Origin of the sequence: Agrobacterium leguminum, assembly GCF_005144435.2 — a bacterium.
GTDB lineage: Bacteria > Pseudomonadota > Alphaproteobacteria > Rhizobiales > Rhizobiaceae > Agrobacterium > Agrobacterium leguminum.
The window spans coordinates 1,564,557-1,577,530 of the sequence record NZ_CP120212.1 but is presented as its reverse complement, the minus strand read 5'-3'; the positions used below and the strand labels follow the sequence as shown (position 1 = coordinate 1,577,530).

9 protein-coding genes are annotated in these 12,974 nt (G+C 61.4%); 3 read left to right on the top strand and 6 right to left on the bottom strand.

Annotated features, from left to right (window positions below):
* Window positions 1-83 precede the first annotated feature (83 nt).
* Complete coding sequence (putA, locus tag CFBP4996_RS21855; protein ID WP_080853829.1) at window positions 84-3,758, top strand: trifunctional transcriptional regulator/proline dehydrogenase/L-glutamate gamma-semialdehyde dehydrogenase; 3,675 nt, start codon at window positions 84-86, stop codon at window positions 3,756-3,758.
* A 41-nt stretch (window positions 3,759-3,799) separates the two neighbouring features.
* On the opposite strand, the gene CFBP4996_RS21850 is transcribed toward putA, so the two are convergent.
* The 4 genes from CFBP4996_RS21850 to amaB form a co-directional block, all read right to left on the bottom strand.
* Window positions 3,800-4,621, bottom strand: a complete 822-nt coding sequence (locus tag CFBP4996_RS21850) for an ABC transporter ATP-binding protein (RefSeq protein WP_080853830.1) — start codon at window positions 4,619-4,621, stop codon at window positions 3,800-3,802.
* A gap of 8 nt (window positions 4,622-4,629) precedes the next feature.
* Window positions 4,630-5,409: an ABC transporter permease subunit gene (locus CFBP4996_RS21845; RefSeq protein WP_080839070.1), complete on the bottom strand. Its 780-nt coding sequence runs from the start codon at window positions 5,407-5,409 to the stop codon at window positions 4,630-4,632.
* Window positions 5,410-5,431: 22 nt separating this feature from the next.
* Window positions 5,432-6,385 (bottom strand): aliphatic sulfonate ABC transporter substrate-binding protein, encoded by a 954-nt coding sequence (locus CFBP4996_RS21840; RefSeq protein ID WP_080853831.1) that lies wholly within the window; start codon window positions 6,383-6,385, stop codon window positions 5,432-5,434.
* Window positions 6,386-6,626: 241 nt separating this feature from the next.
* A complete protein-coding gene (gene amaB / locus CFBP4996_RS21835) occupies window positions 6,627-8,156 on the bottom strand; it encodes an L-piperidine-6-carboxylate dehydrogenase (RefSeq protein ID WP_080854817.1) in 1,530 nt (509 codons plus the stop codon).
* Between the two features lie 202 nt (window positions 8,157-8,358).
* Between amaB and CFBP4996_RS21830 the strand changes: the two genes are divergently transcribed.
* The gene (locus CFBP4996_RS21830) at window positions 8,359-9,261 is read left to right on the top strand and encodes a LysR family transcriptional regulator (protein WP_080853832.1); all 903 of its coding nucleotides are present in this window, start codon (window positions 8,359-8,361) and stop codon (window positions 9,259-9,261) included.
* Between the two features lie 12 nt (window positions 9,262-9,273).
* Here the strand turns inward: CFBP4996_RS21830 and CFBP4996_RS21825 are convergent, their stop codons facing one another.
* Both CFBP4996_RS21825 and CFBP4996_RS21820 read right to left on the bottom strand, forming a co-directional pair.
* A complete protein-coding gene (locus CFBP4996_RS21825; protein ID WP_080853833.1) occupies window positions 9,274-10,254 on the bottom strand; it encodes a glutathione S-transferase family protein in 981 nt (326 codons plus the stop codon).
* A 104-nt stretch (window positions 10,255-10,358) separates the two neighbouring features.
* Window positions 10,359-11,246 (bottom strand): DMT family transporter, encoded by an 888-nt coding sequence (locus CFBP4996_RS21820; protein ID WP_003522518.1) that lies wholly within the window; start codon window positions 11,244-11,246, stop codon window positions 10,359-10,361.
* A 384-nt stretch (window positions 11,247-11,630) separates the two neighbouring features.
* On the opposite strand from CFBP4996_RS21820, the gene CFBP4996_RS21815 reads away from it, so the two are divergent.
* Entirely contained in the window at window positions 11,631-12,962 is a 1,332-nt protein-coding gene (locus tag CFBP4996_RS21815; RefSeq protein ID WP_080853834.1) for a UDP-glucose dehydrogenase family protein, read from the top strand.
* The last annotated feature ends 12 nt before the right edge of the window (window positions 12,963-12,974 follow it).

Genomic DNA, 12,974 nt, shown 5'->3' with positions numbered 1-12,974 from the left:
TCTGCCACAGGATGACAAGCGGCGGGCGGAGGACACGCTGCCGCCGAAGGTCTGTCTTCAACAGCGTTTTCAGGATTTTCAGAATGGCCGATGGTGCAAGCAACGCCGGTGTAGTGGCGAACGGTATCTTCCAGAATTTTGCGCCGCCGGTGCGCGAGCAAAGCCTGCTGCGCAAGGCGATCACCGCCGCCTATCGCCGCCCGGAGGAAGAATGCCTGGCGCCGCTGATCGAGGCGGCATCGGTAACGGCTGAAGAGACGAAAGCCATTCGCGACACGGCCCGCAAACTGATCGAGGCATTGCGCGCCAAGACCAAGGGCACCGGCGTCGAAGGGCTGGTGCAGGAATATTCGCTCTCCAGCCATGAGGGCGTGGCGCTGATGTGCCTCGCCGAGGCGCTGCTGCGTATTCCCGACACTGCCACGCGCGACGCGCTGATCCGCGACAAGATCGCCCGCGGCGACTGGAAGTCCCATATTGGCGGCGGGCGCTCGCTTTTCGTCAACGCCGCCACCTGGGGTCTCGTCATCACCGGCAAGCTGACCTCCACCGTAAACGATAGCGGCCTCTCGGCGGCGCTGACCAAACTGATCGCCCGCGCCGGCGAACCCGTCATCCGTCGCGGCGTCGACATGGCCATGCGCATGATGGGTGAGCAATTCGTCACCGGCGAAACCATCGGCGAAGCGATCAAGCGTTCGAAGCCGCTGGAAGAACAGGGCTTCCAATATTCCTACGACATGCTGGGCGAAGCCGCGACAACCGCGAAGGATGCGGAGCGTTATTACAAGGACTACGAAAACGCCATCCACGCCATCGGCAAGGCGTCTGCCGGGCGCGGCATCTATGGCGGTCCCGGCATTTCCATCAAGCTTTCGGCGCTGCATCCGCGTTACGCTCGCGCCCAGGCCGAGCGGGTGATGGCGGAGCTGCTGCCGCGCGTCAAATCGCTGATGCTGCTCAGCAAGAAATACGACATCGGCCTCAACATCGATGCCGAGGAAGCCGACCGGCTGGAACTGTCGCTCGATCTTCTGGAAGAGCTGGCGCTCGACAGGGATCTCGCCGGCTGGAACGGCCTCGGTTTCGTCGTGCAGGCCTATGGCCGCCGCTGCCCCTTCGTTCTGGACTACATTATCGATCTCGCCCGCCGCTCGGGCCGGCGCATCATGGTGCGTCTCGTCAAGGGCGCCTATTGGGATGCGGAAATCAAACGCGCGCAAGTGGAGGGGCTGGAGGACTTTCCGGTCTTCACCCGCAAGGTGCATACGGATGTTTCCTACATCGCCTGCGCCCGCAAGCTGCTCGCCGCACGCGATCTGGTCTTCCCGCAATTTGCGACCCATAATGCGCAGTCCATGGCGACGATCTACCATCTCGCCGGCCCCGGCTTCAAACTCGGCGACTATGAGTTCCAGTGCCTGCATGGCATGGGCGAACCGCTTTACAGCGAAGTCGTCGGCAAGAAGAAGCTCGACCGGCCCTGCCGTTTCTATGCCCCCGTCGGCACCCATGAGACGCTGCTGGCCTATCTCGTCCGCCGCCTGCTGGAAAACGGTGCAAACTCATCCTTCGTCAACCGCATTGCCGACCCCGCCGTACCGGTGGATTCCCTGCTGGAAGACCCGGTCGCGGTGGTCAAGGCCTATGCCGTTCCCGGCGCGCGCCACGACCGCATCGCCGCCCCTGAAGGCCTGTTCGGCCCGGAACGCAAAAATTCCTCCGGCCTCGATCTTTCCAGCGAAACGACGCTCGCCGCACTGGACAAGACCCTGAAGGCAGGCGCTGCAACGGAGTGGAAAGCGTCGGCACCGCAGGCAGGCGGCAACACGCGCCCGGTTCTCAATCCCGGCGACCACAATGATATCGTCGGCCATGTGACGGAGCCCACCGAATCCGATGTCGAGGCGGCCATGCAGCGGGCGGCGGCCTCGAACTGGCCCTCCACCCCGGTGGACGAACGCGCCGCCTGCCTCGAGCGCGCCGCCGACGCCATGCAGGCCGAAATGCCTGCCCTGCTCGGCCTCATCATGCGTGAGGCGGGAAAATCCATGCCCAACGCCATTGCCGAGGTGCGCGAGGCCATCGACTTCCTGCGTTATTACGCAGCGGAAGCCCGCAGGAACTTCAAATCCGGCGAGGCCCCGCTTGGCCCCGTCGTCTGCATCAGCCCGTGGAACTTCCCACTCGCCATCTTCATCGGTCAGGTGACGGCGGCGCTGGTTGCCGGCAATCCGGTGCTGGCGAAGCCCGCCGAAGAGACGCCGCTGATCGCGGCGCAGGGCGTGCGCCTGCTGCATGAGGCCGGCGTTCCACAGGACGCCGTGCAGCTTCTGCCGGGCGACGGCAAGACGGGGGCGGCCCTTGTTGGTTCACCATTGACGGCCGGCGTGATGTTCACGGGTTCGACGGAAGTGGCGCGGCTCATTCAGGGCCAGCTTGCCGGCCGGGTTCTGACCAATGGCCAGCCGGTGCCGCTGATCGCCGAAACCGGCGGCCAGAACGCCATGATCGTCGATTCCTCCGCGCTTGCCGAGCAGGTCGTCGCCGATGTCATTGCATCCGCTTTCGACAGCGCCGGCCAGCGCTGCTCGGCGCTGCGCATCCTCTGCCTGCAGGAAGATGTGGCGGACCGCACGCTCAACATGCTGAAAGGCGCGCTGCACGAATTGCGGATCGGCCGCACCGACAAGCTTTCCGTCGATGTCGGCCCCGTCATTACCGCCGAGGCGAAGGGCATCATCGAAAAGCATATCGAGGGCATGCGCGGGCTTGGCCATGGCATCGAACAAATCACGCTTGCCGGCGAAACCGGCAAGGGCACCTTCGTGCCGCCGACAATCATCGAGATGAAATCGCTCGCCGATCTGAAGCGCGAAGTCTTCGGGCCGGTGCTACACGTCATCCGCTTCAAGCGTGACAATCTCGACCGGCTGATCGACGAGATCAACGCCACCGGTTACGGCCTGACCTTCGGCCTGCATACCCGTCTCGACGACACGATCCAGCACGTTCTGTCCCGCGTCGCGGCCGGCAATCTTTATGTGAACCGCAACATCATCGGCGCGGTTGTCGGCGTGCAGCCCTTTGGCGGACGCGGCCTCTCCGGCACCGGTCCCAAGGCGGGCGGCCCGCTCTATCTCGGCCGTATGACGCAGACCGCACCTAAGATCGACCGCATCGCCAGCCAGCAGGATCAGGCCGCCGTCGATCTCGCCCGCTGGCTGGATGAAAACGGCGAGACCGTCGCGGCCGAAGCCGCACGGCAGGCGGCGGCACTTTCCGGCCTCGGCTTCGAAACCGAGCTGGCGGGTCCCGTCGGCGAGCGCAATGTCTATGCGCTGCATCCGCGTGGAAAGGTTCTGCTGGTTCCGGCAACCGAACAGGGGCTTTACCGCCAGCTTGCGGCAGCGCTTGCGACCGGAAACGCGGTTGTCATCGATAATGCTTCGGGACTGGAGAAATCCATTTACGGACTGCCGGCAACCGTGACCTCGCGCATCGTCTGGGCGGATGACTGGGAAAAATCAGCGCCCTTCGCCGGCGCGCTGGTCGAGGGCGATGCGGAGCGTATCGTGGCCGTCAATAAAAAGATCGCCGCCCTGCCCGGCCCGCTGGTTCTCGTTCAGGCGGCGACAACGGAAGCGCTTTCCGGGGAAAGCCAGCCCTATAATCTCGACTGGCTGGTCGAAGAGGTTTCCGTCAGCGTCAACACCACAGCCGCCGGCGGCAATGCCAGCCTGATGAGCATTGGCTGATGATATCGTCCGGCGGGGTCTCGGCCCTGCCGGTTCATGCCTTATCCGTTGGTGTCGCCGCGGCCGAAGAGCTGGTTCAAAACCTGCTCTTCCAGCCTTGCGAATTCCGCCGTGCCATGACGGCGCGGACGGGGCAATTTCACATCGAGATCGAGCGCGATGCGCCCTTCATCGATGACGACAATGCGATCCGCAAGCGCCACGGCCTCGGAAACATCATGGGTGACGAGCACGGCGGTGAATTTCTGCTTGCGCCAGATGCGCTCCAGCAGAAGCTGCATTTCAATGCGGGTGAGCGCGTCAAGCGCGCCAAGTGGTTCGTCCAACGCCAGGATTTGCGGATGGGCCACCAGCGCACGCGCCAGAGCAACGCGCTGCTTCTGGCCGCCGGAAAGCACATAAGGCCATTCGCCAGCCCGGTCTTTCAGCCCGACCTCTTCGAGAATTGTAAGCGCCTGTTCCTGCGCCGCCTCGCCCTTGGCGATGCCGGTCAGCCCCACGGAGACGTTGCTCGCGATACGTTCCCACGGCAGAAGACGCGGCTCCTGAAACATCATGCGGGTGCGGCTCGATGCATCTTTCGAGACGGTTCCGGTGGTCGGCGTGTCGAGGCCGGCCAGAATGCGCAGGAGCGTGCTCTTGCCGCAGCCGCTCTTGCCGATGATGGCCAGAAACTCGCCTTCCCGCACATCGAGATCGATGCCGCGCAGAACCGGTTTGTCGCCGAAGCTCTTCGCCACATTGCGGAAGCTGAAGGCGACCTTGCCTTCGCTCGTCTTCTCGCGTTGTTCGATTTTTCCCTGTGACAGGAGGGATGGCGGGGCATCCGGGCGTCTCAGCGTCGTCACATTGCCGGTCGACATGGGTTACCTCAGACTTTCTTGAAGGCTGGATGCCATTGCAGGAAGATGCTTTCGAGGAAGCGGGCGAAACTGTCGGCCAGCTTGCCGAGAAGCGCATAGATGAGGATCGACAGCACGACGACATCGATCAGCAGGAATTCGCGCGCCTGCATGGCCATATAGCCGAGGCCGGACGAGGAAGAGATGGTTTCGGCCACGATAAGCGTCAGCCACATGATGCCGAGCGCATAACGCAGCCCGGTGAAAATGGCGGGCAGCGCACCGGGCAGGATGACCCGCCGGAACAGCGTGAAGGGCGACATGCCGTAGGTGCGGCCCATTTCCACCAGTTGCGGATCGACACCCTGAATGCCGAGCAGCGTGTTGATGTAAATCGGGAAAAACACACCGAGCGCGACGAGGAACAGCTTCGCCTCCTCATCGATGCCGAACCACAGGATGACCAGCGGAATGAGCGCCAGATGCGGAATGTTGCGGATCATCTGCAGCGTCGTATCGGTGAAGCTGCGGGAAAATTTCGAGAGGCCATTGGCCAGCCCGAAAATGAAGCCGATAGAGCCGCCAATGGCGAAACCCACAAGCGCACGGGCGGAACTCACGCCGATATTGGCAATGAGTTCCCCCGAAAGCAAAAGCCGCCAGAAGGCTTCCGCAACGGCGGAAGGGGCTGGAAGGACATTTCCTGAAATAAGCCCTATGCGGGAGGCTGCTTCCCAGCCTGCAAGAATGATGGCGGGAAGCAGCCAACCCGTGATGCTTCCAACCTCGATGCGCCTTCTGATGCTCATGGCGAAGCCTCCGGATCGGGGATCAGTTCGTCGCGCCCGACCAGACGGCATCCTTGATGCTGATCTGTTTCGGGATCAGGCCGAGGCGATAAAAGCGGTCGGCGGTTTCCTGCTGGCTGGCGACGATCTTGTCATTGATCTTGGTAATGCCGAATTCCGAGCGGTTCGCGGCGAGCGTCTGCGCCTCCAGCGGCACGCCCGTCACTTCATGCAAAGCTGCGGCGACCTTGTCGCGGTTGGCGGCGGACCATTTCGCCGCCTCGCCCAGAGCATCGATGGTGATGTTGATCGTATCCGCATTGGATTTGGCGTAATCGCGATTGGCGAGGAAATAGGTGCTGACGGCAAGCACATCGCTGGTGCGGGCCAGAGTGACCGGCTTGTAGCGGGTTTCGGCAATCGCATAGAACGGATCCCAGACGGCCCAGGCGTCGATCTTGTCGCTGGCGAAAGCTGCCGCGGCATCGGCGGGGCTGAGATAGACCACCTCGATATCGCTGAATTTCAGGCCATTCTTCTCAATTGCCGCCACCAGCAGATTATGCGCGCTGGTGCCCTTGCCGACGCCGACCTTCTTGCCCTTGAGATCGGCAACCGACTTGATGCCGCTTTCAGGCTTGGTGAAGATCGCCTCACCCTTGCCGTTCGAAGGAAGGGCCGCGACATAAACGATGGCCGAACCTGCCGCCTGCCCGAAGATCGGCGGCGCATCGCCCGTCCAGCCGACATTGATGGAGCCGACATTCAGGGCTTCCACCAGCGGCGGGCCAGCGGTGAATTCGACCCACGAAACCTTCACGCCCTTGGCCTCAAGCGCCTTTTCGATGACGCCCTGTTGTCTGGCGATCACCGGCAGGCCGGTTTTCTGATAACCGATCTTCAGCTCTTCCGCCGCCTGCGCCTGCAGCGGCAGGACGGAGAATGCGGCGGCAACAAAAAGGCTAGCGGAAAGCGCGCGGCGGGTGATGGCTGGCATTTCATCTCCTTGTCACCAGCCCCTCTGGCCGGTTCACGATATGGAGCAATGCTAGGGTTTTCCATTAAAACGATAGAGAGACGATAATTCAATATCGGCAATATTGCGGGAATAAAATTCCGCGGAAATAGCTCTTTTCCGCAAATCGTCGCGGACCTTCCCGTCTGAGCCATCGAATAGAAATGCCGGCGCGGATGGAGCCGCGCCGGCATGATGGATCAATTTGTCTATAGGGACGCGATTATTCGATGTCGAAGGAAACGCCCTGCGCCAGCGGCAGCGCCTTGGAGTAGTTGATGGTGTTGGTGGCGCGGCGCATATAGGCCTTCCACGCATCCGAACCGGATTCACGGCCGCCGCCGGTTTCCTTCTCACCGCCAAAGGCGCCACCGATTTCCGCACCCGAGGTGCCGATATTGACGTTGGCAATGCCGCAATCGGAGCCTTCCGACGACAGGAACCGTTCCGATTCCTGCATGTCGCGGGTGAAGATCGACGAGGAAAGACCAGCAGCGACAGCGTTATGGTCGTCTATCGCGTGATCGAGATCGCTATACTTCATCACGTAAAGGATCGGCGCGAAAGTCTCTTCCAGCACAGGCCCCGCCTGCTTCGGCATTTCGACCAGAGCCGGCTTGACGTAATAGGCATCCGGCGCACCCGTATCCACACGACCGCCGCCATTCACCACGCCATCATGGGCTTTCGCCGCTTCGAGGGCCTTCTGCATGCCGTCGAAAGCCGCCTTGTCGACCAGCGGGCCGACGAGGGCCGATGTTTCCAGCGGGTTGCCGACGGAAACGGAGGCATAGGCCTTTTTCAGACGCGGCACGAGCTGGTCATAAACGCTGTCATGCACGAAGAGACGGCGAAGCGTGGTGCAGCGTTGGCCGGCCGTGCCCATGGCGCCGAAGGCGATGGCGCGCAGCGCCATGTCGAGATCGGCGGAAGGGCAGACGATGCCGGCATTGTTGCCGCCCAGTTCCAGAATGGCTCGGGCGAAGCGTTTCGCCAGACGCGGGCCAACGTCGCGACCCATGCGGGTGGAGCCGGTGGCGGAGACGAGCGGCACCTTGGGATTGTCCACCAGAGCTTCACCCACGGCACGGTCGCCGATCAGCAACTGCGAAAGACCTTCCGGTGCATCGCCGAAACGGGCGGCGGCGCGCTCGAAGATGCCCTGAACGGCTAGCGCCGTGAGCGGCGTCTTTTCCGAAGGCTTCCAGACGACCGAATTGCCGCAGACGATGGCGAGCGCCGCATTCCACGACCACACCGCGACCGGGAAGTTGAAGGCGGAGATGACACCGACGACGCCGAGCGGATGCCAGGTTTCCATCATGCGGTGACCGGGGCGTTCGGTGGCGATGGTGAGACCATAAAGCTGGCGGGAAAGGCCGACCGCGAAATCGCAGATATCGATCATCTCCTGCACTTCGCCGAGGCCCTCGGAGGGAACCTTACCCGCTTCCAGCGAGACGAGACGGCCGAGATCGGCCTTGAAGGCGCGCAGCTCTTCGCCGAGCAGCCGAATCAGTTCGCCACGGCGGGGCGCCGGCACATTGCGCCATGCCTTGAAGGCGGCATCGGCCCGGTCGATCACGGCTGCGACACCCTCGACCGAAACGGTCTTGAGATTCGCGACCTGTTCACCCGTCACCGGGCTGAAGGAGGCCATATCGCCGCCGGTATAGAGATCGCGGGCAACGCCCATCCTGTCGAGCAGGGCCGCGGCTTCCTGTTTCACGTCGAGCTTCGTGGTCGCATCCATGTCCATCGTCCTTTTGGCTTAAAAGGGGAGGAAAGGCCGTTTCGATACGGCGCTTTCAACTCCCGTCACTCTTCTTTCCCCGAATTTGCCATTCGTTATGTGAAACTGGCGTTTTGCACCGTTCCATTCTTTCCCGTAATCATATATGGCCATAATGACCCTTTTCCAATGAGGAAAGCGGGTAAGTTGATGCGAGAATGGAATGGATCCGCGCAGAAGACTGGTCCCTGACATCGTTACCCTGCAGGCGTTCGAATGCGCGGCACGGCATGGCAATTTTACGCGTGCAGCGGAAGAACTCAACCTTACGCAGAGCGCGGTGAGCCGGCAGATCGGTGAACTCGAAGCGCAGACCGGAATGCAGCTCTTCGAGCGCATCCGCAGGCGGGTCGTGCTTTCGGAGGCGGGGCGCAAATTCCTGCCCGATGTGCGGCGCCTATTGCAGCAATCCGAACAGTTGATGGTGCGCGCGGTCTCGGCGGGAACTTCACATGCATCGCTTTCCGTCGCGACATTGCCCACCTTTGGCAGCCGCTGGCTTATGCCGCGCCTCCACCGCTTCATCGACGCTAATCCGGAAATAACGATCACCATCGGCTCGCGCTCGCATCCCTTCGATTTCGACGAGGAAGGTTTCGATCTCGCCATTCACTATGGCCAGCCGGTCTGGGCGCATGGCACCTGCACATTTTTATGCAACGAGGTGATCGTGCCGGTCGCGAGCCCCGCCCTTGTGCGCCGCGCCGGCGTGAGACAGCCGCAGGATCTGACCGGGCAGCCGCTGCTGCATGTGACGACACGGCCGAAACTATGGACGGAATGGCTGGAGATGAACGGTGTGACGGCGGAGAATGCTTATCAGGGCAGCCGTTTCGACCAGTTCTCGATGATCATCGAGGCCGCCGCAAGCGGCATCGGCTTTGCCCTTCTGCCGAAATATCTCATCGAGGCGGAACTTGCCTCCGGCCGCCTCGAAATCGTCTTCGACATTCCCCTGCAGACTGACAAGAGCTATTACGTGGCCCTGCCGGAAGGACGGCAGGACAATGCGCTGGCCCGCGCCTTTCAGGCATGGCTGCTCGATCAGGTCGGCAAGCCGGTCTAGTCCGCCATCCGCTCAGTTCGAAGGGCTGGGGGAAACGTCATACAGCCCCGGAAGATCGGGACCGACGGGCACGATGCGGGTCGGGTTGAGCGCCTTGATGGAATAATAACCGCGCTTGATATGGTCGATATTGACCGTATCTCGCACGCCCGGAATGGTCAGCACCCGCATCATATAGGCCTGAAGGGCGGGGTAATCGGCGATACGGCGAAGATTGCATTTGAACAGGCCGTAATAAGCGGCATCGAACCGCACCAGCGTCACGAAAAGCCGGACATCCGTTTCGGTCAGCAGATCGCCGAACAGGAAAGGCCCGCCTGAGACGAGGCGGCTTTCGAGCTCCTGAAGCGTCGCGAATACATCGGCGAAAGCCTCTTCATAGGCGATCTGCGTGGTGGCGAAACCGGTTCTGTAAACGCCGTTGTTGAGGCGCGGATAGATGCGGTCATTGAGAGCGTCGATCTCATCGCGCAAAGCTTCCGGATAGAGGTCCACGCTATTGTCGGCCAGAGCGCCGAAACCGGAATTCAGCATGCGCAGAATATCGGCGGATTCGTTGTTGACGATGGTTTTCGTCTTTTTGTCCCAAAGCACGGGCACGGTGGCGCGACCGGTATAATGCGGATCCGCGCTGGTATAGACCTCGTGCATATAGGTGAAGCCGTTGAGCGCATCGCGATCCGCGCCCGGATAGTCACCGAATTTCCAGCCCTCGTCGGAAAGGGCGGGCTCGACAACGGAAACGGAAATCACCTCTTCCAGCTTCTTCAGCTTTCGGCCGATCAGCGTGCGCGATGCCCATGGGCAGATCAGCGCGACGTAAAGATGATAACGGCCGCTTTCGGCCGCAAAACCGCCCTCGCCCGTCGGCCCCGCCGAACCGTCAGGCGTCACCCAGTTGCGGAAACCGGAGGTCTGGCGAACGAAGCCGCCTTTCCTGTCGGTTGCCTGCACCGGATGCCATTCGGCGGTCCATTTTCCATCCACGAGCATTTGCGGCTCTCCGTTCATCTAAAGATGAAAGCCTTATGGGCCGGGTTGCCGCCGCTTCACAAGCCGCGCTTCGGTTGACGCACTGTTTCCGATCAAGAGTGAGTTCAAAGCCGATTGCGGAAAAACGGGTTCCAGCGCACGGTGCCCAGCCTCACCTTTTCGCGGATCATCGTCAGCAGTCCCGATGCGGCGATGACGGCCAGACCAAGCACCGCGACCGCATCCGGATATTCATGGAAGAAGGCCATGCCGATCGCCACGGCCCAGAGGATTTGCGAATAATGCGATGGCGCGATCTGGCTCGCCGGCGCGATGCGGGTGGCGACCAGAAGGGTGATCTGCCCCGTTGCCGTGCAAAGGCCGATGAAGGCGAAGGCCAATAGCTGGTGCAGATTGGGCATGACGAATTCGGGGATGGAGGCAATACCGTTGAAGGTGAGGCCGTAGATGAGCAGCACACCCATGATCGAGGTGCGCTTTTCCTTGCCCGCAAGCGAGCGCAGCAAAACGATGGTCATCGCCGCAAGAAAGGCGACCCCGATGGCGGCGAAATGCCCAAGTTCCAGCGTCTTGAAGCCCGGCCGCACGACCAGAATGACACCGACGATACCCGCCAGAACCGCCGCCCAGCGCCATGGACCGATATTCTCCTTCAGCACGACGGCGGAAAGCACGGTCACAAAAAGCGGCGACAGGAAGATCAGCGCATAGGCTTCCGCCAGCGGAATGGTGGTGAAGGCATAGATGCCGAAAATACCCGCGAAAAGGCCGGAGATGGCGCGCCCGTGCACGGCGAAGGGCCGGCTCATGCGCCAGAATTCACGCCACCTTTCCTCACGCGGCTTGCTGAAGAAGATGAAGATGCCGGAAAACAGAATGCTGAAGAAGCCGATTTCGAAAACGCTGATCTGCGATCCAAGCGACTTGATGGTGGCATCGCCCATGGAAAAGGTCGCATAAGCGAACAGACCGAGCAGAAAACCCTTTTGCATTTGAACGTCCCCAAACACCGACCGCAACGCAAAGCATCCCCCGGCCGCGTGGAACGCGACCCGGACGCCCCTTTCAAGGGACAGACAGTCTGGCAGATTTGATCCTCAGTCCTATGGCTAGACCCGGCTACCTATGAGTGCAAGCCGGAAAAACGGCAAAATTGATCGATTGAACCCAACCGATGAAAATGGCTGCAAGGTGCGGCAAATTTGTCCCGCCATGGCCATCACATCACCGTCATGGAAAGAGGTTAGCCGGTATTCATCGTGGCGCTTGGCGACGGGCATGAAGGCGGCTAAATATTATCATGCGATTTTCACCCGCCGATTTCCCCGGCTGGTATTGCCGCGTTAACATGGCCTCGCTAACCGAAAGGAAAAAGAATGCGGATTGTGATGATCGGTTCGGGTTATGTCGGCCTCGTGTCCGGCGCGTGTTTTGCGGATTTCGGCCATGACGTGGTCTGCGTCGACAAGATGCCGGAGAAGATCGAAGCCCTGAAAAACGGCCATATCCCGATCTTCGAACCGGGTCTCGATGTCATCGTCGCCAACAATGCCAAGGCCGGGCGGTTGAGCTTCACCACCGATCTTTCCGCAGCCGTCGCCAATGCCGATGTCGTCTTCATCGCGGTCGGCACGCCGTCGCGGCGCGGCGATGGCCATGCCGATCTCGGTTATGTCTATGCGGCGGCGAAAGAGATCGCCCATGCGCTTGACGGCTTCACCGTCATCGTTACCAAATCCACCGTTCCCGTCGGCACCGGCGATGAGGTGGAGCGCATCATCCACGAGGAAAACCCCTCGGCCGATTTTGCGGTTGTCTCCAACCCGGAATTCCTGCGCGAAGGGGCCGCCATCGAGGATTTCAAGCGGCCGGACCGCATCGTCGTCGGCCTTTCGGATGAGCGCGCCCGCCCCGTCATGACCGAGGTTTATCGCCCGCTCTATCTCAATCAGTCGCCGTTGCTCTTCACCACAAGGCGCGCTTCCGAACTCATCAAATATGCCGCCAATGCCTTTCTGGCGATGAAGATCACCTTCATCAACGAGATGGCTGACCTCTGCGAAAAGGTCGGCGCCAATGTGCAGGACGTGTCGCGCGGCATCGGTCTCGATGGCCGTATCGGCCCGAAATTCCTGCATGCCGGCCCCGGTTATGGCGGCTCCTGTTTCCCGAAGGACACGCTGGCGCTCGCCAAGACCGCGCAGGATTATGACGCGCCGGTGCGGCTGATCGAGACCACCATCGCCATCAACGACAATCGCAAGCGCGCCATGGGCCGCAAGGTCATCAATGCGGTGGGCGGCGATGTGCGCGGCAAGAAGATCGCCGTGCTTGGGCTGACCTTCAAGCCGAATACCGACGACATGCGCGACAGCCCGGCAATCGCCATCATCCAGACCCTGCAGGACGGCGGTGCGAAAGTGGTCGGTTACGACCCGGAAGGCATGGCGAATGCCCGCCACCTGATGGAAGACATCGAATACGCGGCCGGCCCCTACGAGGCGGCGGAAGATGCCGACGCCGTGGTGATCGTGACGGAATGGAACCAGTTCCGTGCGCTCGACCTGCCGCGGTTGAAGGCGATCATGAAACATCCGGTGCTGGTGGATCTGCGCAATATCTACCGCACGGATGAGGTCGCCGCGCATGGTTTCATCTATGCCGCAGTCGGTCGCCCGCACGAAGGCGGCTCCGACAAGGGCGCATAGAGGTTTCGTTTT

Excerpts from the sequence above, each read along its gene's own strand:
- putA (WP_080853829.1), top strand. The coding sequence starts at position 84 with ATGGCCGATGGTGCAAGCAACGCCGGTGTAGTGGCGAACGGTATCTTC.
- CFBP4996_RS21850 (WP_080853830.1), bottom strand. The coding sequence starts at position 4,621 with ATGTCGACCGGCAATGTGACGACGCTGAGACGCCCGGATGCCCCGCCA.
- CFBP4996_RS21845 (WP_080839070.1), bottom strand. The coding sequence starts at position 5,409 with ATGAGCATCAGAAGGCGCATCGAGGTTGGAAGCATCACGGGTTGGCTG.
- CFBP4996_RS21840 (WP_080853831.1), bottom strand. The coding sequence starts at position 6,385 with ATGCCAGCCATCACCCGCCGCGCGCTTTCCGCTAGCCTTTTTGTTGCC.
- amaB (WP_080854817.1), bottom strand. The coding sequence starts at position 8,156 with ATGGATGCGACCACGAAGCTCGACGTGAAACAGGAAGCCGCGGCCCTG.
- CFBP4996_RS21830 (WP_080853832.1), top strand. The coding sequence starts at position 8,359 with ATGGATCCGCGCAGAAGACTGGTCCCTGACATCGTTACCCTGCAGGCG.
- CFBP4996_RS21825 (WP_080853833.1), bottom strand. The coding sequence starts at position 10,254 with ATGCTCGTGGATGGAAAATGGACCGCCGAATGGCATCCGGTGCAGGCA.
- CFBP4996_RS21820 (WP_003522518.1), bottom strand. The coding sequence starts at position 11,246 with ATGCAAAAGGGTTTTCTGCTCGGTCTGTTCGCTTATGCGACCTTTTCC.
- CFBP4996_RS21815 (WP_080853834.1), top strand. The coding sequence starts at position 11,631 with ATGCGGATTGTGATGATCGGTTCGGGTTATGTCGGCCTCGTGTCCGGC.